Source organism: Liquorilactobacillus oeni DSM 19972 (assembly GCF_001436275.1).
Classification (GTDB): domain Bacteria; phylum Bacillota; class Bacilli; order Lactobacillales; family Lactobacillaceae; genus Liquorilactobacillus; species Liquorilactobacillus oeni.
Window position 1 is genome coordinate 1 of sequence record NZ_AZEH01000014.1, and the last position, 21,867, is coordinate 21,867.

Below are 21,867 nucleotides of genomic sequence, written 5' to 3' on the forward strand. Positions count from 1 at the left end.
CAAGAGTAGTTGGGGGATCGCCCCCTGCGAGGGTAGGTCGTTGCCGTGCAAAGTAAAAAGCCCAGATATTATATATCTGGGCTTTTTTATTATTTTTTAAGGACTGTGACAAAGTATGAGTTTTGTCATGGTCCTTAGCTCTTTTACAATGTAAGTCAATCAACATGGTCTAACCAAATTTTTAAATTATTATTCTAATTTTTGTGCTGGGAAACTTCATTGTTTAAGTTCCGCTTTTAACTTTGTTTTACAACGTGAAATTGCCCTCTTGATTCTTGTTTCTGGCACACCAAGTAAGAAAGAAATTTTTTCAGGGTGAAAATGTTCAAAGTAAAGCAAAGAAAAAACACGATATTCAAAATCAGAAAGGACTTTTGGCAAAGAGGTGACTACTTCTTGGATAAGTATCTGATCTTCTGGATGCACCTGAACTAATGAACGTGAGCGGTAATCACCTTGTGTTTCTAAGATGTTGTCAAATGATTCGGCAAAACGATCTCCTTGGCGTTTAAGAGCAGTTTCTTTCCTTAATAAACTGCAGTAGCGGTTTAAAAGACTTTGCTGATAAAATTTTCCAAAAGAAATTTTCGTTTTTTGATTATAGGCGTTTACTGCTTGGAAACAAACAATTCGAGCCTCTTGAAGGAGATCGTCTGTTTCATGAAACCTAAAATGATAGCGACGTATTGCGTTGATTACCAATGGTCTGTACTTAATGAATAATGTTCTAAAAGATTCACTGTTATTACATTGCCGAATACTATCGATTAAAGAAAGATCCTCTGCCTTGCTTGCGTTATAATCCATTTGTGCACCTCTTTTTGTCTTGTTATAGCTTAAATATAACAAGATAAAAAAATAGAGATGCGATGTACTTCACAAAAACTAATAAATTTACAAAAAAAATAGAGAAATATTTTTTTAAGCCAATAATACCGATTAAAATTCTATTTAGGTTGGATTTCCAGCAAAATAAATAATTTCTAAGCAAGGAAAAAAGTGTAACAACATAAATTATGAGAAGTCTATTATGTAAATAATATGCACTTTTTGTAAAAATATACATAATAATGATAAAAATGAATAACAACTGTTTTTATTATTATTATTTTTTTAATAATTTTTGTTGATATATAAATGTTTGACAGTACTTTTTAAACATAATATACTAGCGTGTAATTAAATAATAAGTAAAGGAGTAGTTGCATATGCAAAAACCAATTCAGGTGTTTTCAGAAATTGGGAAACTAAAAACCGTCATTTTAAAACGACCAAGTACTGAACTGGAAAATCTGACTCCTAAAATTATGCCACGCCTTCTTTTTGATGATATCCCCTTTTTGCCGCATGCTCAAAAAGAACATGATTATTTTGCCAAAGTTCTTAGAAATTTTGGTACAGAAGTTCTTTATCTCAATGAATTGATTGTGAAAGCTTTGACCGAGGATCAGATCAAAGAAAAGTTTGTCAGCCAAGTAATAACTGAGTCTGGTTATTCAAAGGGAACTGTGCATGAAACTTTGAAAGCATATCTTTTGAACTTGAATACAGAGAATATGATTAGTAAAGTCATATCTGGAATACGCAAGGATGAAATTGAACTGAAATTTTTAAGCTTGGAAGAACTATCCAAAAATAATAGTTATCCATTTTTTATGGATCCGATGCCTAATTTGTATTTTACTCGTGATCCAGCTGCTGCAATCGGAGAAGGCCTCTCAATTAACCGCATGACCTTCGCAGCAAGACAACGGGAATCATTAATAATGGAATATATTATTGCACATCATCCGCGCTTCACTGGTCACGGAATTCAGGTTTGGCGTAATCGTAATCATGATAAGTCTATTGAAGGTGGAGATGAACTAGTTCTTAGTAAGGATACTTTAGCAATCGGCATTTCACAGCGCACCACGGCAGTTGCTATTGAGGATATTGCACGAGGTTTATTCGAAGATGGTACTTTTAAAAAGATAATTGCAATTCGTATACCTCATAGTCATGCAATGATGCATCTAGATACTGTCTTTACAATGATTAACCATGACCAGTTCATTGTCCATCCTGAAATTTTAAATAATGCAGGACAAATCGATAGCTGGATACTTCGTCCTAAGAAAAACGGAGAAATTGCGATTGAACACCAGAAAGACTTAAAAAAAATTCTCAAGCAAACACTGAACCTGACAGATATTGATCTGATTCCAACTGGTGCGGGAGATGAAATTGTTGCTGCAAGAGAGCAGTGGAATGACGGTTCTAATACTTTGGCAATTGCTCCAGGAGAAGTTGTTACCTATGACCGTAACTATGTTTCTAATAAATTATTGAAGGAACATGGGATTATAGTGCATGAAATTCATTCAAGTGAATTATCTCGCGGACGTGGCGGTCCAAGGTGCATGTCGATGCCGCTTGTACGTGAAGTTTAGTTGAAAGTATTGAGATTAGGCTTCTTGTAATTTAAGAAAGGGAGTTGAAATTCCAAAAGATATTTACACTCACTTAAAATAAAAAGATTGTCAAATTTATATCAAAAATATTTTTATTTAAAATTATGTGAGCTTATTATTTATACTGTAAGATAAAATTAAGGAGGGAGTGTCCCAATAGCCGTCATACTTTGAGTATGAACTGCGAATTACGAAGGTGCTCTGAATTTAACCATGGAGTAATTCGCAGTTAAGTAGAAAACTCTGCTGTTGAAACACATTAATCGCATATCGTTGGTTAAAAAAGGAACTGAGCCAAAAGTTAGCTTTTGACCCAGTTCCTTTTTATGATACTTTATTACTCTTTGTGGAGTTGATACTTCAACAAAATGTAGATATAAGCCACTTACCGGATTTGAACCGGTGACCCCCACCTTACCATGGTGGTGCTCTACCTGCTGAGCTAAAGTGGCATTAAATTACTGACTTAAATAGTATATATTATATATGCTATAAAATCAATAATTATCAAAAAGCTTTTAATAGCAGCTAGTGAAGTTTTATTCTGTGTTCGATGCTGAACAACTCAGAAGGAATGTTTTGAATAAAGTTTGTCGGTGTTCCAGTACTTAATAAAACCAGTTCATGCATTGCACGTGAACAGATCGTATATAGTATTCCACGAGCTGCCTCATCAGGATAATTTTTTTGTGAAACATTAAAAACAATTACGGCATCAAATTCAAGTCCCTTTGCTAAATAAATTGGCAATAATACTAATCCCTTAGGTAATAAGCGATCTTTGGCAGAGATTAAATTAAGCGGTTTTTTAAAACGAAAATTTAATTGGATTTCATTACACTCAGCAAGGTCTTGAGCGATAATAGCCACTGTTTCATATTTGGAGAGTAATTGGGCAACGGTTCTTTGCAATTCGGCAAATGCTGCAGCCTTGTTACTGGAAATTATTAGTCGTGGCAACTTTCCTGGCCGTGTAAATGCTTGAATTTTGTTGCCATCTGGCAGTAACGATTTCATAAAAGCAGTAATTTGTTTCGTAGAGCGGTAACTTTTATTCAATTCAATCAATCGTGGATTTTTAGGAGAAAGAGTTTGTTTAAGAGATCGCATTAGTTCTTTAGAGGACTGCATCTTTCTAAAGAGTGCTTGTTCACTGTCGCCTAATAAAGTCAGTTTAGCATTTGGAAAGGTAAACTTTAAATAAAATAACTGAGCAGGTGAATAATCTTGGACTTCATCAATAAAGAGATATTGAATACTGTGATTTCTTCCTGACCCAGTTAGTAGGTCACGCAAGTAAAGCAGGGGAGCACAATCAGCTAAAGCAATTTTATGATATTCCAGCCTAGTATTAAAGGCTGTAGCGAAAGCTGGAGAAATTTTTTGCAAAAAAGCTGAGTACTGGCGATAAACATCAAGAAAATAATCATTATATAAGGCGTCGTATAAAGGCCGGTACTTTTTAAGCGCAATTTGGTAGCCGAGGTATTCTTCTTCATTGTCAATCTGTTCAAACTTTCCACGGCGGTACCTGCCTAAAAGTTCATGGTATTCTTCATCATTTAAATGATTAACTTTTTCAAGCACCCAATCAGCATTTCTTTTTTCAAAAACCTTTTTCTTAAGCCGCTTAACCAATATATTTTTTGTTTCAGAAAAGCGTAAAAAGAGAGGAAGTGCGGCGGGTAGTTTTTCGTATATAGCAGTGATCTCTTCTTTTGAAAAAACTTTTTCTCCAGCTAGCATCAAGTCTGTAAAGGATAGTGAATCCGGGGTTTGTTTTGTAGCATACTCCTTAATGCTTCTCATAAAAGCGGTAGTTTCTTTTTGTTTGTAGTTTTGAGAATATCTATTATTTGTATGTTCTTTTTCAAACCGTTCAAAAAGTGTTTCGATTTCTAGGCCTTCAAAACGTTGAGAAAAAAATTCTGCAAGTGTGACTTGGCGCATGTTGCGCTCACCCAAGCTGGGCAGCACTTCAGAAATGTAGTGACTGAATAAACGGTTGGGCGAGAATAAGACAATCTGGTCTGCATTTAATGCTGTGCGGTTATGATAAAGTAAAAATGCTATTCGTTGAAGAATTGCCGAAGTTTTGCCGCTTCCAGCTACTCCTTGAACTATTAACAGATCGTGGTGTGTGTCACGAATGATATCATTTTGCTCTTGTTGTATCGTTGCAACAATGTTTTTCATGTATTCATCGCTATATTGGCCTAACATTTCTTGTAAAAGACTATCGCCTACCGTCTCATTTGTGTCAAACATATTCTTAATCTGTCCATTTTTTATGTTGAATTGTCTTTTTTTCAGTAATTCAACACTTTGTTCCCCGCTAGGAGTGCTGTAGGTAACCTTTCCAAGTGTACCATTATAATAGATACTTGATATTGGGGCTCGCCAATCATATATCAAAAAATTATTGTTTTCATCTGTAAATGTTGAATTCCCGATATATAGAGTTTCTTTCTCAGCCTCTCCTTCTTCATGGATGTCAATTCTTCCAAAATAGGGTGATTTTTTTAATTCATTCAGAACAGTTACCTGTCTTTTTAGAATCTGCTCGGTTTCAATGTTTTTAGAAACAAGCTGTTTTTGCTGCTGTACTTCTGCGTTAGTCTCCATTTGATCATCAACTTCAAAAGTATTGATTCTAGCATTTTGAAGATAATTTTTTTCAACTGAAGAACGCTCGCTTTGAGCTTTAAGATACTCTTTTTTTGTTTTTTGCAGAAATTTTTTAATCTGTGAAATAATCCGTGTCACGCGCTTTTGTTCAAAAGAAAGTTCTTTATCCAAGGTTACTGCTCCTTTCTTTTCATTAATCATAGGTAGTTATATTAACACAAACGTGAAGAGACAACAATTAAACAATTCGTCCTTTGACTTTTTCTTTCTTTCTGCGTAAAATAACCTTATTCGATAAGCAGAAAATAAAGTAGTTAAGTTGAAAAAAAGAGATGCGTTCATTGGCTGAAAGGCGCTCAAACAAAACGAAGTGGAACTGCAAAATTTGTTTATACCGAATACGATAGTTAATGAAGTGGCAGAATTATTCTGCAAAATAGGTGGCACCGCGGTCATCCGCCCTATTGTTTTTTGCAGTAGGGTTTTTTTGTACATTAATTACAGGAGGAATAATAAAATGAAGAAGAAAATTTTAACTGGGGATCGTCCAACAGGAAAGCTGCATATTGGGCATTACATTGGTTCTTTAAAAAATCGGGTTGCACTGCAAAACACTGGAAATTACGATACTTTTATCATGATTGCTGATCAGCAGGCTCTTACAGACAATGCGCGTGATCCAGAAAAGATAAGACGTTCTTTGGTTGAAGTTGCTTTAGATTACTTGGCAGTCGGAATTGATCCTGCCAAGTCGACTATTTTTGTTCAGTCTCAGATTCCTGCTCTTACAGAACTGACAAGTTATTACCTTAACCTTGTAACTGTTTCTCGCCTCGAACGTAATCCCACAGTAAAAACTGAAATTCAGCAAAAGCATTTTGAACATTCAATTCCAGCAGGCTTTTTTATTTACCCGGTCAGTCAGGCTGCGGATATTACGGCGTTTAAAGCACAGCTTGTTCCTGTTGGAGACGATCAAGAGCCGATGATTGAGCAGACAAGAGAAATAGTCCGTAGTTTCAACTCAATTTATGGTAAAAAGATACTTGTTGAACCACAAGGAGTTTTTCCGCCCAAAGGACAGGGACGTCTTCCGGGTTTGGATGGTAATGCAAAAATGAGTAAATCTCTGGGAAACGCAATCTATCTTTCAGATAATGCGGACACCTTGAAAAAGAAAGTTATGTCTATGTACACTGATCCAAATCATATCCATGTGGAAGACCCTGGTAAAGTTGAAGGCAATACTGTCTTTACTTACTTGGATATTTTTGATCCTGATCAGCAGAAAGTAGCAAATTTGAAAGAGCAGTATCGTGCAGGAGGTCTGGGCGATGTTAAAATAAAACGCTACCTTAATGATGTGCTGGAAGCTCAGTTGCGGCCGATACGTGTGCGTAGAGAACGATTTGCTGAAGATATTCCGACTGTATATGCTATCCTAAAAGAAGGAAGCAAAAGAGCAAATGAAGTTGCGAGACAGACATTAAGGGAAGTACGAGCTGCTATTGGTGTCAATTATTTCAGCTAAGTTTACGATGATATTTATTTGTAGTTTAGAGTAGGGGGCTGCAAGTTTGAAAAATTTAGTGGTACTTGACTTTGGATCTAATTCTGTTCGCCTTTCAATTAACCAGGTTAGTTTGAATAATGGAAAGGCTGTGTTTAAAGAAATAAAGCGCCTAAAAGAAACAACCCGCTTAGCACAAGGCATGGGTGACGGAAAGAAAAAGCGGTTAAAAGATGAGGCGATTGAACGGACTTTATCTGCCGTGGAATATTTTAAAAAAATTTACGAGGACTACCCTGAACAGCGTGTTTATGCGATTGCAACAGCTGCTGTCAGAGAGGCTGAAAATAAGCAGACATTTATAGAAAAAATTCGGCGGATAACAGGTTGTTCGATCAAAGTGTTGTCTGGTGAAACAGAAGCCTACTATGATTATTTGGGTGCGGCGAATTCTTTACCAGTAAGAGATTTTTTGATTACAGACATGGGCGGGGGCAGCTGTGAATTGATTCTTGTTCGCTCTGGAGAAATAAAAGAAAGAGTTAGTTTGCCATATGGAGCAGTTAGTTTAACAGAGCGTTTTTGCAGAAACGGACAATTGAATGCAAGCCAATTGTTTGAATTTCAAAATTTTATTATTGGTAAGTTTCACACATTGAGCTGGCTAAAGAAAGCTGCGCAATTGCCACTTGTCCTGATGGGCGGATGCAATCGAACAGTTGCGAGAATACAACGTGTTCGTGATGGTTATTCGCAAATAGATGATATTCATGGGTATAAAGTTTCAGTAGCCGATTTTTTCAACATCTATGATGCTTTTTTACAGAAAAACATCGCGCAACGTGAACAGATTGCCGGAATGGAACAAGCGCGTGCGGACATTATTTTGGGCGGGATGACGCCCGTCGTAATTTTGCTGCAGCAGTTGTATAGTACTAATGTTATTTTTTCTGAAAGCGGGGCACGAGAAGGGTTTATTTACGAGCTTCTGCAGGAAAATAAGAAAACTTAATTTAGTTACTGCTTAGTATAATCTTGGTTAAAGTAATGAAAAGAAAGCTGAGCTAAAGTATCATCGTTGTGCAATTTTTCAAGTATTTTATTTATTTTTGAAATACTTTGAGACTTTGCGATCCCAAAGTATTTTTGGGCTGTAATAGGCGGAATTGTCTGGTTTACTTGAAGTGTTTCTAGTATTTGAGGTGTACTTTGAGTCAGCGCAGCATAATCTATCGTACTTATAATTGCACCTTTTACTTTTTTTTCTTCCAGCGCCTGAACTGCTTTATTAGCTGGATACCGTTTAAATTTCATTGGGACTGCGGTTAAACTTTCAGGGACATTTAAATCATTGGCCAGCGCAATTTCAGGCTGCTTTTTTAGGCTTGTCAGACTTTTTAGCGGCTGATTTATTCGGCTCAGCAAAACATTAGGCAGGTAAAGATACGGCATCGTTATTAGATGCTTGGAAGATAGATTTAACTTAGAAGGTGCAGTTGATAATAGTAAATCGATTTGTCCCTTATCAAAGGCGTGTTTTAATTGGGAAAAGCTGCCTTTTGTGATAGTAATTTTTCCAGCTTCTTTTGAAGCTATTTTGCGAGCCAATAAAGTATTAAAATGTGCCAGTAAAACTTCCTGTTGTGAGGCTTTTGCGGTATTTCTTAACTGGACAATACCAATGTGTAACTTGACTCCTGAACTTTGAGACGGTATTTTTGAAATTCCCCAAAGTGCAAGAATAATAAGAATAGACAATAAAATGTACTTAAGTAGTTTGTTCATATTAGATAACTGGAATACTCCAGTTGCAGGCTCCTTTGTCAAATTATATTCACTATACATTATATACTGGATTTTTAAGGAGAAGTTAATGCGTGAATTTGTAAAATTTTATCAAAAAAAATGGGATGAACGGCTGCAGCTTCTAAGAAAAAATGACTGTTTGAAAAGCATGGAAGAAGCTCTGTTGAGAAAACAAGCAATAAATTTTTCGTTAAATGATACTATAGTTGAAAATTATATAACTGATTATACACTTCCAGAAGGATTAAGTTTCCATTATTTGATTGACAATCAAAAATACATAATACCAATGGTTACTGAAGAACCCTCAGTTATTGCAGCCAGCAGTCATGGAGCTGCACTTGTAGAAAAAGCGGGCGGTTTTACGACCGAGCTTCATGAACGGTTATTATTGGGACAAGTCATCATTGAAAAAGTACAAGATGCACAAAAATTTTGCAGCTATTTGGAAACACAATTTCCCCGGTTATTGGAGATTGCTAATCAGGCTCATCCTTCTTTGCTAAGACGCAAAGGAGGAGCACGCTGGTTACGATGCCGTATTTTAAGTGCTCACATAATCTCACTTGATTTAGCTGTAGATGTGCGAGAAGCTATGGGCGCTAACATGATGAATACGATGCTTGAAGCCGTTGCCCAAGTCCTTGAACAGAGCATAAAAGGGCAGGTCCTGCTGTCTGTTTTGTCTAATTATGCAACTGAGTGCCTGGTAAGTGCAAAGTGCAAATTACCTTTCAATATTTTAGAAAAAAATAATTTAAGCGGTAAACAGGTTGCAGATAAAATTGCTTTGGCAAGCCGCGTTGCACAGCTGGATCCTTATAGGGCTGCTACACATAACAAGGGAATTATGAACGGAATTGACGCTGTTATAATAGCTACAGGAAATGATTGGCGGGCTATAGAAAGCGGGGCGCATGCTTTTGCTGCTCGTTCTGGACAGTACCGGGGGTTAAGCACATGGGAAATTAAGGACGGCTATTTGGTAGGGAAAATAACTATCCCAGCGCCTGTAGGGGTTGTAGGCGGGTCAATCGGAATTGTACCATTAGTTGCCGTTAACCAAAAATTGGCACACATTAAAAGTGCCCGCGAATTGGAAAAAGTAATAGCAAGTGTTGGGCTTGCACAAAATTTGGCGGCTCTTTATGCTTTGGTTACAGAGGGGATCCAGCACGGACATATGAACTTACAGCTTAAATCCTTAGTACTTGCTGCCGGTGCACATCTTGAAGAAGTTTTGCCAGTAGTCGAGAGCTTACGCAAAACAGGTAAAAGAGACGCTGGTTCCGCAAAGAAAGCATTGCAGGATTATCGTAAAAGGAGAGATGAACAATGACCGTAGTTGATTTTGATACACAGACTAAGTTGCTCATTCAAGAAGTTAAGGCCAAACTTGGCTGTGAAATCGAGTTCAAAAAAAAGGGAAAGCAAGTTGGGTATTTAAGGCATGATCAGGCGCAGCATTATTTGCGTGGCGGGAAAATGGTAATTGAATTAAATGACTTGACTGCCCCCTCATATACCGTTTCACATGAATTACTGCATATTTTGCTGATGACTGAAAAAATACCGGAGATTACTTTTAATTTGTCTACAACTGATCTTCAATTAGATACCAAACTTATGGCGGTTGGTCTGGAACTTTATGATATCGTTTTGCATTTTACTATCTATCAGCTGCAAAGGGAACGTAATTTATTTACAGAAAGTATCCAAGATCTCTATCTAAAAGGACTTTTTGCAACTCTTAAACCCGAACCAGACGGTAAAAATGATAATTGGATGGTATTACGAGTACTTGGAATTCTAGATGCTCTAGTGTTTTTTGGGAAAAAACAAGAACTCCTGTTGTCTAAACTGAAAAAGTACTATCCGCAAACAACGAAGGCAGCACTGTCGCTTTATACAGAAATTACTGCGCATGAATTAGAGAGCCCTTTTGGCATTAGACGTGCAGTCATTAAGCTGTATCACAAACTAGACGAATATTTGAGTGAATGGGGGCTTGAACCATTGAACCTGAATCGTTTTGTTACCTTGACTCTTGTTTTGAGTAAGCGCCAAGCTAGACAGCAGGTCCGTCAGTTATTTGAAATCTATCATTCGGCTTTACATGAGAATCTCGAAGACACAAAAGGATATATCGGTTTTTATAAAAAAGATGGTCAGAATTCCTTTGTGCTTCCACAGCCCAAAGAAAGCCATCCAGAGGAAAAATTTCGAAAAATTTATGCAATGCAGGCTGCAGTATTTCTAAAGGAACTTTCTATCCCTTACCTGATTCGTTGAACCGAAAAGGAGGAAGAACCCATGTTATTGAATGATGAAATGAAAAAAGCCCGACAAATTTTGTTTATGACAGGTGCAGGAGTATCAACTGCCTCTGGTATTCCAGATTATCGTTCTAAAAATGGGCTCTATTCAAAAAAAGAAAATCCGGAGTATTTGTTAAGCAGGACCTGTTTGCTGGAAAATCCAGAATTATTTTACAATTTTGTGACCCACAAAATGTATTACCCCGACGCACAGCCTAATATTATCCATCAGAAGATAGCTGAAGCTACTAAAAAGGAAAATGCATTTGTTATTACTCAAAATGTTGATGGATTACACACAGCTGCGGGAGCAGAGAATATTTTGGAATTTCATGGTTCTTTGAAACGTGTTTATTGTCAAAAATGCAGACAAAAAGTTGCTTATCAAGATTATCTAAGGTCGATGTACCACGAAAACTGCGGTGGAATTTTACGTCCTGATATTATTCTATATGAGGAAAAAATAACACCGAAGATAATTGAAAAAGCCATTGCGTTTGTCTCTAAAGCGGATCTTATAATTGTGTGCGGGACTTCTTTACGTGTTTATCCATTTGCCGGTTTGCTCGAATACCGGAACAAAAGTGCAAAACTGGTAGCGATAAATCGTGAGAAGCTGCAAATGCCCATTGGAAGCACACAGTTGATTACGGATGCAAGCAAAATTTTTGCGCAGCTTTCCTTTTGATTTGATTATTCAAAATAGAGACAAAATGTTGATATAACAGGAACAGTAAAAACTATTTTTGTATTTTACCTGAAAAAATATGATATACTTTATATGATTAACAAAAATAAAATATCCCAAATTATTTCAGCTTACTTAATAGAGCGAAAGGATTTGAACTTATGAGTACTGAGAAAACATTTTATATTACAACACCGATCTATTATCCTTCAGGAAAACTGCATATCGGTAATTCCTATACGACAATCGCCTGTGATGTGATGGCCAGATATAAACGGCTTCAGGGAGATGATGTTTTTTTCCTAACAGGAACTGATGAACATGGCTTAAAAATTGAACAAAAAGCTGAACAATTGGGAATCACTCCTAAAGCATATGTTGACAAAATGGCTGCGGGAATTAAAAAATTATGGCAGTTGCTTGAAATCTCAAATGACAAATTTATCCGAACAACTGATGATTATCATGAAAGAGCCATTCAAAAGATATTTACAAAGTTGCTTGAAAAGGGAGATATTTATCTCGGAGAATACGAAGGCTGGTATTCTGTTTCTGATGAAGAATATTTCACGGAATCTCAGCTTGCCGAAGTTTACCATGATGAAAATGGGAAGGTAACTGGAGGCAAAGCACCTTCTGGACATGAGGTACAGCTTGTCAAAGAAGAATGCTACTTCTTTAAGATGAGTAAGTATGCTGACAAACTGGTGCAATATTATAAAGATCATCCTGATTTTATTATTCCAACTTCCCGCAAAAATGAAATGCTCAATAACTTTATCAAGCCTGGGCTGGAAGACCTTGCAATTACAAGGACTACTTTCAATTGGGGTGTGAAAGTTCCAGGAAATCCCAAACATATTGTCTATGTTTGGATTGATGCTTTGTGTAATTATATTACTGCATTAGGGTATGGAACTGATAATGACAGTTTATTTAAAAAATATTGGCCTGCAGATATTCACATGGTCGGAAAAGAAATCGTGCGTTTCCACACAATTTACTGGCCAATCATATTAATGGCTCTAGATTTGCCGCTTCCTAAACATGTTATTGGACATGGCTGGTTGTTGATGAAAGACGGTAAAATGTCCAAGTCAAAAGGAAACGTAGTCTATCCTGAAATGCTGGTTGAACGCTACGGTTTGGATGCTTTACGCTATTACCTGATGCGTGCAGTTCCATTCGGCAATGATGGAGTGTTCACTCCTGAAGATTTTGTCAACAAGATTAACTTTGACCTTGCCAATGACCTAGGTAATTTATTGAATCGGACAGTGGCAATGATCAATAAGTATAATGATGGTCAAATTCCTTCTTTGATTTCTGGGGTGACAGCTTTTGATAATGATCTTGAAAAAGTTGCACAAAACACAATTGCCGAGTATGCAAAAGAGATGGATGCTGTCCATTTTTCAAATGCTTTGGCAGTTGTGTGGCAGCTTGTTAGCCGAACTAACAAATACATTGACGAGACTGAACCATGGATCTTGGCGAAAGATACGGCAAAAAAAGCGGAACTTAACAGCGTACTTGCACATTTAGCAGCAAGCTTGCGTGTGATTGCAATATTGCTGCAGCCGGTAATGACACATGCACCAAAGAAAATCTTTGCACAACTTGGCTTTGACAACTCTAATATGAAAATTCAAGGTGTGGAATATATGGCTTTACCTCAAAAGGCTACAGTTGTAACTAGTGGTACACCTATTTTTCCACGTTTAGATGCTGAAGAAGAAATCAAGTTTATCAAGTCTAAGATGTCTAAAAATGAAAAGGTTAAAGGGCGTAAAGCACTGGCCGAGTCAGCTAAAAAAGCGGCAGAAGAACCTGAAAAAGCGGAATTGAATTTGACTAAAAAAGAAATTCGTTTTGATAAGTTCGACAAAGTAGAATTAAAAGCAGCACAAATCTTAAATGTTGAACGGGTAAGAGGTGCTGATAAGTTGTTAAAATTCACCTTAGATGCAAATGACCAAGGGCCACGGCAAATTTTGTCTGGAATAGCTCAGTGGTATCCTGAGCCACAAAAGCTTATAGGTAGGAAAGTTGTAATTGTGGCTAATTTGCAACCGCGTAAAATGCGTGGGGAAGTCAGTCAAGGAATGCTTCTTTCTGCTGAGTATGGCAATACTGTAAAATTACTGGAAATTAGTGATCAGATTCCAAATGGTTCTTTGATCGGTTAATCCTGAAAGAAGTCTTTCCCACATAAGGCAGCTTTACTTTGTGGCAGAGGCTTTTTTTTTAGAATTGGAGGAAAGTTAATGAAGATTTTTGATTCTCATACCCACATTAATGCTCCTGAGTTCAACGATGATATTCCAGATGTTATTTTTAGGGCAAGAGCACTTGATGTTACAGCAATGCTCGTAATCGGTTACGATGATGCCAGTACTCAAAAAATGGAAGAACTGGTAAGTAATTTTCCAGAAATATATGGGGCTGTGGGGTGTCATCCAGAAGATGCTGCAAAGTATGACCAAAAGTTAGCTGCAAAGTTCAAAAAAGCATTTCAAAACTCTAAGATACGGGTACTTGGTGAAATTGGACTGGACTATCATTGTAATGTGGCACATTCACTGCAAAAAAAAATCTTTGAGCAACAGCTTAAGCTGGCTAGAAAACTGAAAGTCCCTGTTAGTATCCACAATCGAGATGCTTTCGCAGATGTTTACCAGCTTTTGCGGGATAATAAAGTTTGGGAAAACGGCGCCATTATGCACAGCTTTAACGGAGATGCACAATGGGCAGAAAAGTTTCTTTCACTGGGGGTATACCTTTCCTATAGCGGAGTTAGTACTTTTAAAAATGCTTCAGAGGTTCGCGAGGCTTTTAAAGCAACACCGCTTGATAAAGTACTTGTCGAAACTGATGCCCCTTATTTGGCTCCGGTTCCTTACAGAGGAACTCGTAATGAACCGGGGTTTACTCGCTATACGCTAGAATTTTTAGCTCAGCAGCGTCAAATTTCAGCAGAGTTACTGGCTAAAAAAACTTATGAAAATACAAAAAGGATATTAGGAATTCAATGATGACAAAAAAAATACAAGAAGTGATCGTGGTTGAGGGAAAAGATGACACAAAACGCATTAAGCTTGCAGTGAATGCTGACACGCTTGAAACACGCGGTTCAGCAATCAGCGATGAAGTTCTTATGCAAATCGAACAACTTCAAAAAAAACGCGGGGTGATAGTTTTCACAGACCCGGATTTTTCAGGAGAAAAAATTCGTGGAATTATTACAAGAGAAATTCCAGGCGTTAAGCATGCATTTTTGAATAAAAAGGATGCTGCTCCTTCTGCTAAGGGAAGTTTAGGGGTAGAACATGCTTCTATTGGGGCTATTCAAGAAGCATTAAAACATCTTTATACTGAGGTAAACACTGCAACTCCACAAATTTCTTTGAAAGAACTGCAAGAGGCGGGCCTGATAGCAGGGACTGGTGCAAAGGGAAAAAGAGCATTATTGGGAGAATACTTAAAAATAGGCTACACTAATGGTAAACAGTTATATAATAGGCTGAATCTTTTTCAGATCACAAAAAAACAATTGAAAAGTGCACTTGAGCAGATAAAAAAGACGGAGGAAGAAAATGACAGATAAGTTTCCAGATATTGCTTCGCCTTTGCGGACCAAGGCTATTATGAACACTTATGGTCTTACATTCAAAAAGAGTTTGGGACAAAATTTTTTAACTGACGTTAACGTTTTAAAAAAGATTGTTTCAGCGGCTAAAATTGCTGAGAATGACGATGTAATTGAAATCGGGCCAGGAATCGGAGCTCTTACTGAGCAGCTCGCAAAAGGAGCCCACAGAGTATTGGCTTTGGAACTGGATAAACGTTTATTGCCTGTTTTAGCTGAAACACTTGCTCCTTATGATAATGTGAAAGTACTGCACCAAGATGTTTTGAAAGCTGACCTTGAAAACCTTTTGGCTGAGAATCTGAAAAACAGTACCAGTCTAAAAGTAGTTGCAAACCTGCCTTACTATATTACCAGCCCGATTATTTTATATTTGTTAAATACAGGTATCAAATTTGATGCACTTGTAGTGATGATGCAAAAAGAAGTTGCGGAAAGATTAAGCGCACTGCCTGGGACCAAGGCATATGGCTCGCTTTCCGTCAGGGTTCAGTACCAAATGAAGGTGAAGACACCTTTTGCTGTATCGCGTACTGTTTTTATTCCTCAGCCCAACGTAGACTCTGCAATCGTAGTATTAACCCCTTTAAGGGCCAAATCTGCTGTTCCATTTGATGAAGCAGCTTTTTTCAAACTAGTAAGAGGCTGTTTTGCACATCGACGCAAGAGCCTGTGGAACAATTTAAAGAGTATTTTCGGAAAAGAAGAGCATACAAAAGAATCATTAAGCGAAGCTTTGTCTGAATTGAATCTATCTCCTCAGATAAGAGCGGAGAATCTTTCTGTTACCGAGTTCGTTTTCTTAACTAATAAGCTCCATGAGTTAAAAGTACTATAAAAATTAATTATTTTCTAATTGAAAAAATGTAACTGTTTGTGGTATAATTGCATTTCTTGTGAAACTATGCTATAATTGTTTCACAGAGAGGTGAAGACTATGCCACTAACGTTGGCTACAATCAAGAAGAAGCTCGATAGTTGTGTCGGAGAACGCTTGACTGTTGTTGCTCAGGCCGGACGCAGAAGAATAATAAAACGTCACGGCGTGTTAAGAGAAACATATCCGGCGGTTTTTGTTGTTGATTTAAACCAAGAAGAAAATTCTTTTGAACGTGTTTCGTATAGTTATACTGATGTCCTCACGAAAAATATTGAACTTGATTTTTGGGAAGAAAGCTAGCTTTTAAATTAAATAGTTGTTAAGTTTCTCAAGCCTGTAATTAATTGCATGGCTTTTTTTATGGGTTGATACGGATAATTTTCTTTTCAAGAATGCTTGTTTTTAAGTATAATGATATTAAAACATTAGGGTAGGTGACAGAATGGACATTATCGAAAAAGCGCCGGCAAAAATCAATCTGTCTTTAGACACTCCATTTCGTCATCTTGATGGTGATTTAGAGTGGCGCATGGTAATGGTTGCTGTTGACCTTGCTGATTATGTACAGGTCAGCTCCGATGATCGTTTTACTGGAATCAAACTTGAGACTGATATGGGATTTTTACCCCAAGACTATCATAACCTGGCTTATCAGGCAGCCAAAAAAATGCAGCAGCTATTTGCAGGACATCAAGGAGTCCAGATCCAAATTCAAAAGAAAATTCCAGTTGCTGCTGGAATGGGAGGAGGATCAGCTGATGCCGCAGCAGTTTTGCGTGCACTAAATAAACTATGGAAGCTAAAACTCAATAGGGCACAGTTAGCTGAAATTGGCTTGCAAATTGATTCTGATGTTCCTTTTTGTGTTTACAGCGAACCAGCACTAGTTACAGGTAAAGGTGAAAAAGTGGTACCACTGGGTGAACTGCCGGTAATGTGGATTATACTTGCAAAACCTAAAGCAAGCGTCTCAACACCGACTATTCTTAAAAAAATTTCGTATGCTCAATTAGCACACCAGGATGTTGGGCAAGTAGCAGAAGCTGTCAGAAGAAAAGACGAAGAGCTGCTATTCCATACTATGGGCAACACTTTAGAAGAAATCACGGGAACAGTATTCCCTGAGGTTAAAAAGTTAAAAAATAAGATGTTGGAATTTGGCGCTGATGTTGCACAGATGACAGGCAGCGGACCGACTGTTTTTGGCTTGTGCTCCAAATACTCGCGGGCACAACACGTTTATAATAGTTTAAAAGGATTCTGCGAGGAAGTATATCTTGTACGCCCGTGCAAATTGTTATCAGAGAATGTCAGCTCGTAAAGTAGTTTGCAGGTAACTTATAAAAGGCAGACTTTAAATTTAATTAAAAAGGACTGGATCAAAATATAAACTTTGATCCAGTCCTTCTGTTTTAACCTGCAATATGCGTGTTAACGGGTTTGTGCGGCCAATCTTCTTCGCGTAATGGTAAAGCAATAATAGTCTAAAGTTAATTAAATTTACCCTTAACACTCAGAGAACACCATTTGCTAACACATTTTTTAGCCTATTTTTGTTACATAGTTATAAGGATTCGGATTCAGCAAGCAAATCATGTTTTGCTTTTTCAAGTTGTTTTTTAACCTGAACAAAGCCTGTTCCTCCAAGTGAATTTCGCCGTGCAACAGCTTCTTTTGAAGTAAGCTTAGCGTAGATGTCTTTTTTTATCAAAGGAGAGATGTTGTGCATCTGATCCAAGGTAAGGTCCTGCAAGTTCTTCTTTTCCGTAATCCCTTTAAGAACGAGTTCGCCAACTATCCTGTGGGCTTCCCTGAATGGAATACCCTTTTCAGCAAGGTAATCCGCAAACTCAGTAGCATTTGAAAAATCGTGTTCTGTGGCCTGTTGCATACGTTTTTTATTTACCTTAAGTGTTTTAAGCATCCCAGTAAAAATTTTAAGAGAAGGGATGATGGTTTTTATGGTATCAAAAACACCTTCCTTATCTTCTTGCAGATCTTTATTATATGCAAGAGGCAGTCCCTTCATTGTTGTCAAAAGAGCCAACAGATGACCAAAAATCCGACCGCTTTTACCGCGAATAAGTTCAGCCATATCAGGGTTATTTTTCTGTGGCATGATAGAACTACCGGTAGAGTAGGATTCGTCTAATTCAATATAGCCGAACTCATAGCTGCACCAAAGAATAAGCTCTTCGCAAAAACGAGAAAGATGGACCATTAGGATGGAAGCATTGTTAAGAAATTCCAGCACAAAGTCACGATCAGAGACAGCATCTAAAGAATTTTCATAGTTTTGTGAAAATCCAAGTAGTTTTGCAGTATAGACACGATTGATCGGAAAAGTAGTTCCCGCTAATGCAGCAGCACCTAAGGGGTTAAGGTCCGTATGCTTCAGGTTAAAAGCAAAACGTTCGCGATCGCGTGCAAACATCTGGTAATAAGCCAGCAGATAGTGTGCATATGATAGCGGTTGGGCGTGCTGCAGATGAGTGTATCCCGGCATGATAGTTGTAATATTTTCTTCAGCTTTTTGTATCAAGATGCTTTGAAGTTGGAAAAGTGCTTTATCTACTTCAGGTAGCCGGTGTTTCAAGTAAAGATGAAGGTCAGTTGCAACTTGGTCGTTACGGCTGCGCGCTGTATGCAGCTTACCCGCTACCGGACCGATCTTTTCTGTTAATAATGCTTCAATGTTCATATGAATGTCTTCAAGGCGTACATCGAAGTTTACCTTATGTTCTTTAAGGTCGTTTTCAATTTCTTTTAAACCGGCAATAATCAAGTCGGCGTCCTTTTTATTGATAATTTTTGTCATTTTCAACATTTGGGCTTGTGCAAGCGAGCCTTCTAGGTCTTCATGAGCCATTTCCTGATCAAAACCGATTGATGCTCCAAACCTGTCTATCCAAGCGTCACTTTGTTTTGAAAAACGGCCTCCCCAAGGTTTTTTATTTGCCATTTTTATTTGACCTCGCTTGGAATTATAGGAGAGTCCTTTTTTGTTGCGGTATTTTTTTGTTGGACTTGGGCATAAACTTGAGTCGGCAAGCCCCATAATTTAATAAAACCAGCCGCAGCTTCTTGATCAAATTCATCGGCTGAAGTGTAGGTTGCAAGATTTTTATCATACAAAGAGTTCGGTGATTTTCTGCCTTCACAAATTGCATTTCCTTTGAAAAGCTTTATCCTAACTGTTCCATTTACATTTTTTTGAGATTCTTGCAAGAAAGCACTGAGAGCTTTGGTAAGCGGTGAAAACCATAAACCATTGTAAATAACTTCGCAAAATTTTTGTTCAATTACTGGCTTAAAGTGAGCTAAATCACGTTCGCTTGTCAGATCTTCCAAATCTTTGTGAGCTTTTATTAAAACGGTAGCAGCAGGGCATTCATAGATTTCACGTGATTTGATTCCTACAAGCCGGTTTTCTATGTGGTCAATCCGTCCAATTCCATGATTACCAGCAAGTTTATCAAGTTTTTTAATTAAAGCAGCAAGTGAATAGGATTCACCATTTAATTTTGTAGGGATTCCTTTTTCAAAGGTCAACTCAATCAGTGTGGGTTCATCAGGAGTTTTTTCGAGCGGCTTTGTCCGTGCATATGCATCTTCTGGTGCACTAGCCCAAGGATCTTCCAAAATACCGCATTCGTTAGCTCTACCCCAAAGGTTTTCATCGATTGAATAGGGACTTTCCTTATTAATTGGTACTGGGATTCCGTTTTCGGCAGCATATTGGATTTCTTCTTCACGAGACCAATGCCAATCTCTGATAGGATCTTCAATCTTAATTTCTGGTGCGAGCGCATGAATGCCGACTTCGAAACGAACTTGATCGTTGCCTTTTCCAGTACAACCATGTGCTATAGCTGTTGCATGGTATTTTTTTGCAACTTTTACGAGTTTAGTTACGATTAGCGGACGAGAAAGAGCAGAAATCAGAGGATATTTATTTTCATAGTAGGTATGAGCTTGAAGTGCAATTAAGGCATAATCATGCGCAAACTCTTCTTTAGCGTCGATCGTTAATGAAACTGCCGCCCCTACATCTAATCCCTTTTGTTTTATTTTAGTTAAATCTTTTCCTTCACCTACATCAATACAGCAGGCAATTACGTCATAGCCCTTATTTTTGAGCCATGCGATTGCGACCGAGGTATCTAAACCGCCAGAATATGCGAGAACAACCTTTTCTTTTTTCATAAAAATACGCTCCTTATATTGTGTTTTTGAATTGATAAAACAATAACACTGATATACTTTAAATGCAATAATATTTATTAAAAAAGCACTTTTTAGTGTAAAAATGAATATATATTAGGTAATTAGTGAATATATTAGTTTTTAAAATAGAAATAAAAAATGGAACGGGTTCGGGATTTTACTTTTGCAACAGAAATTTGTAATTGACAGAGAAACTTTTTTAAGTTATAGTCTATTTATTCAATTCTAAGGAGTTTTTAATTATGTTAGAGAATATAGAGCTTAGAAAATTGAATAGTTTTTATTACTTTTGGTTTTTTCACGAGTGTTTGTAGCTGATCGGCCGATCTGGTGCAAACACGTAGGTAAGCGTATTTGCACCTGTGGGGAAAACAAGAGTTAATTTGCTGAGGAATTTTAGCAAAGCCGCACAGATGTCTTAATAGTCTGGCGACTTTGATCAAAAAATAAGATTGAAAAAAGCCTGAAGACTATTATATATAGTTTTCAGGCTTTTATTGTCATTATAGGAAGGAAGTATTATGTTATGGAATCACTAGTTTCAAGTATGAAAAAAGAACTTGCATTACTTAAGCCATCTGATATTCGTACTTTTGACGAGTATGCATCCCGAATACCTGGAATAATCAAGTTTACAATGGGAGAACCGGATTTTACGACACCTGAGCATATCAAAGAGGCTGGAATCAGAAGCATTCAAAAAAACCAGACACACTATGCTCCTTCAAACGGGACTCTTGAATTACGCAGAGCAGCATCTTCTTTTCTTACAACGAAATATGGACAAAAGTATGACCCCCTTAGCGAAGTGATTGTTACTAATGGGGCAACAGAAGCTATCTACACAGCTTTAACTTCTATTTTGAACCCAGGAGATAAGGTTATAATTCCAACACCTATCTTCCCGTTATATATAGCAATTACTATTTTAAACCAGGCAACACCTATACTGGTGGATACCTCGCACAACGGGTTCAGAATGTCACCGGAAATGCTGCAAGAACAGTTGGATAAACATGGAGAAGCAGTTAAAGCAGTGGTTCTCAACTACCCGTCAAATCCGACTGGAGTAACTTACAGTCAAGAAGATCTAGATAAACTTGCAGATGTTGTTCGCGGAAAACGAATATTTGCGGTTTGTGATGAAATTTACAGTGAGCTCAATTATGATGCACCACATGCTTCGCTGACCAACTCGTTGCGTGAGCAAACCATTTTATTGAATGGTGTTTCTAAATCGCATGCGATGACAGGATGGAGGATTGGAGTAATGTGTGCTCCAAAAGAAATCGCCCAAGAGCTGAGCAAAGTACATCAATTTACCGTAACAACAACTTCAACAATGACACAAGCTGCTGCTGCCGAAGCATTTGGTAATGGACTGGATGATAGTGTCGGTATGAGAAAAGAATATCGTAAAAGGAGGGACTATCTTTTTGAAAAAATGACTTCGTACGGGTTTGAGTGCGCTAAGCCGCAAGGTGCATTTTATCTTTTTGCTAAGATTCCTGAAGGGTTGATTCAAGATGATAAAAAATTTATTTATGACCTTGCTGAAAAGGCCAAAGTTGCTGTTATCAGCGGCAGCAGTTTTGGCCCTGGAGGTGAAGGATATATTCGAATCAGTTACGCTGCTGGCATGGAAGAAATAATTACTGCTATGAAGCGTGTTGGAGAATATGTTAGAAAAAGCAAAGGAGAAAAGTAA

At 37.6% G+C, this 21,867-nt stretch carries 18 protein-coding genes and 1 tRNA gene; 13 read left to right on the forward strand and 6 right to left on the reverse strand.

Annotated elements, in window-relative coordinates; translation table 11 throughout:
* Window positions 1–216: 216 nt before the first annotated feature.
* Window positions 217–807, reverse strand: a complete 591-nt coding sequence (locus FD46_RS00385) for a sigma-70 family RNA polymerase sigma factor (RefSeq protein ID WP_057895223.1) — start codon at window positions 805–807, stop codon at window positions 217–219.
* A 401-nt stretch (window positions 808–1,208) separates the two neighbouring features.
* On the opposite strand from FD46_RS00385, the gene arcA reads away from it, so the two are divergent.
* Window positions 1,209–2,432 (forward strand): arginine deiminase, encoded by a 1,224-nt coding sequence (gene arcA, locus FD46_RS00390; RefSeq protein ID WP_057895224.1) that lies wholly within the window; start codon window positions 1,209–1,211, stop codon window positions 2,430–2,432.
* 400 nt (window positions 2,433–2,832) lie between these two features.
* Here arcA and FD46_RS00395 read toward each other — a convergent pair.
* Both FD46_RS00395 and helD read right to left on the reverse strand, forming a co-directional pair.
* Window positions 2,833–2,905: transfer RNA gene (locus tag FD46_RS00395), tRNA-Thr, on the reverse strand.
* A 76-nt stretch (window positions 2,906–2,981) separates the two neighbouring features.
* A complete protein-coding gene (gene helD, locus FD46_RS00400) occupies window positions 2,982–5,252 on the reverse strand; it encodes an RNA polymerase recycling motor HelD (RefSeq protein WP_057895225.1) in 2,271 nt (756 codons plus the stop codon).
* A 346-nt stretch (window positions 5,253–5,598) separates the two neighbouring features.
* Here helD and trpS point away from each other — a divergent pair, with 346 nt between their 5' ends.
* Window positions 5,599–6,612, forward strand: coding sequence for a tryptophan--tRNA ligase (gene trpS / locus FD46_RS00405; protein ID WP_057895226.1), 1,014 nt, complete (start codon window positions 5,599–5,601; stop codon window positions 6,610–6,612).
* Between the two features lie 46 nt (window positions 6,613–6,658).
* Complete coding sequence (locus FD46_RS00410) at window positions 6,659–7,603, forward strand: Ppx/GppA phosphatase family protein (protein WP_057895227.1); 945 nt, start codon at window positions 6,659–6,661, stop codon at window positions 7,601–7,603.
* A 5-nt stretch (window positions 7,604–7,608) separates the two neighbouring features.
* Here the strand turns inward: FD46_RS00410 and FD46_RS00415 are convergent, their stop codons facing one another.
* Window positions 7,609–8,376: a substrate-binding periplasmic protein gene (locus FD46_RS00415; RefSeq protein WP_057895228.1), complete on the reverse strand. Its 768-nt coding sequence runs from the start codon at window positions 8,374–8,376 to the stop codon at window positions 7,609–7,611.
* 88 nt (window positions 8,377–8,464) lie between these two features.
* On the opposite strand from FD46_RS00415, the gene FD46_RS00420 reads away from it, so the two are divergent.
* The 9 genes from FD46_RS00420 to ispE all read left to right on the forward strand — a co-directional run bounded on the left by FD46_RS00420 (window position 8,465) and on the right by ispE (window position 17,253).
* Window positions 8,465–9,736 carry a hydroxymethylglutaryl-CoA reductase, degradative gene (locus tag FD46_RS00420; RefSeq protein ID WP_057895229.1) on the forward strand — a complete coding sequence of 424 codons (1,272 nt, stop codon included), beginning with the start codon at window positions 8,465–8,467 and terminating at the stop codon, window positions 9,734–9,736.
* On the forward strand, window positions 9,733–10,689 hold the full coding sequence (locus FD46_RS00425; RefSeq protein WP_057895230.1) for a hypothetical protein: 957 nt from the start codon (window positions 9,733–9,735) through the stop codon (window positions 10,687–10,689). Before FD46_RS00420 ends, FD46_RS00425 begins: the two co-directional genes overlap by 4 nt.
* 21 nt (window positions 10,690–10,710) lie before the next feature.
* Window positions 10,711–11,403, forward strand: coding sequence for an NAD-dependent protein deacylase (locus FD46_RS00430; protein WP_057895231.1), 693 nt, complete (start codon window positions 10,711–10,713; stop codon window positions 11,401–11,403).
* 161 nt (window positions 11,404–11,564) lie between these two features.
* Window positions 11,565–13,592 (forward strand): methionine--tRNA ligase, encoded by a 2,028-nt coding sequence (metG, locus tag FD46_RS00435; protein ID WP_057895232.1) that lies wholly within the window; start codon window positions 11,565–11,567, stop codon window positions 13,590–13,592.
* Between the two features lie 78 nt (window positions 13,593–13,670).
* Window positions 13,671–14,438 (forward strand): TatD family hydrolase, encoded by a 768-nt coding sequence (locus FD46_RS00440; RefSeq protein WP_057895233.1) that lies wholly within the window; start codon window positions 13,671–13,673, stop codon window positions 14,436–14,438.
* Window positions 14,435–15,010, forward strand: a complete 576-nt coding sequence (rnmV, locus tag FD46_RS00445; RefSeq protein WP_157047060.1) for a ribonuclease M5 — start codon at window positions 14,435–14,437, stop codon at window positions 15,008–15,010. The genes FD46_RS00440 and rnmV overlap by 4 nt, the downstream gene beginning before the upstream one ends.
* On the forward strand, window positions 15,000–15,890 hold the full coding sequence (gene rsmA, locus FD46_RS00450) for a 16S rRNA (adenine(1518)-N(6)/adenine(1519)-N(6))-dimethyltransferase RsmA (protein WP_057895235.1): 891 nt from the start codon (window positions 15,000–15,002) through the stop codon (window positions 15,888–15,890). The genes rnmV and rsmA overlap by 11 nt, the downstream gene beginning before the upstream one ends.
* Before the next feature lie 99 nt (window positions 15,891–15,989).
* Window positions 15,990–16,232 (forward strand): Veg family protein, encoded by a 243-nt coding sequence (locus tag FD46_RS00455; protein ID WP_057895236.1) that lies wholly within the window; start codon window positions 15,990–15,992, stop codon window positions 16,230–16,232.
* Between the two features lie 142 nt (window positions 16,233–16,374).
* The gene (ispE, locus tag FD46_RS00460; protein WP_057895237.1) at window positions 16,375–17,253 is read left to right on the forward strand and encodes a 4-(cytidine 5'-diphospho)-2-C-methyl-D-erythritol kinase; all 879 of its coding nucleotides are present in this window, start codon (window positions 16,375–16,377) and stop codon (window positions 17,251–17,253) included.
* A 243-nt stretch (window positions 17,254–17,496) separates the two neighbouring features.
* Here ispE and argH read toward each other — a convergent pair whose 3' ends face one another.
* Together argH and FD46_RS00470 are read right to left on the reverse strand one after the other, a co-directional pair.
* Entirely contained in the window at window positions 17,497–18,894 is a 1,398-nt protein-coding gene (gene argH, locus FD46_RS00465; protein ID WP_057895238.1) for an argininosuccinate lyase, read from the reverse strand.
* 2 nt (window positions 18,895–18,896) lie between these two features.
* Window positions 18,897–20,138, reverse strand: coding sequence for an argininosuccinate synthase (locus tag FD46_RS00470; protein ID WP_057895239.1), 1,242 nt, complete (start codon window positions 20,136–20,138; stop codon window positions 18,897–18,899).
* Between the two features lie 547 nt (window positions 20,139–20,685).
* Between FD46_RS00470 and FD46_RS00475 the strand changes: the two genes are divergently transcribed.
* Window positions 20,686–21,867, forward strand: coding sequence for an aminotransferase class I/II-fold pyridoxal phosphate-dependent enzyme (locus FD46_RS00475; protein ID WP_057895240.1), 1,182 nt, complete (start codon window positions 20,686–20,688; stop codon window positions 21,865–21,867).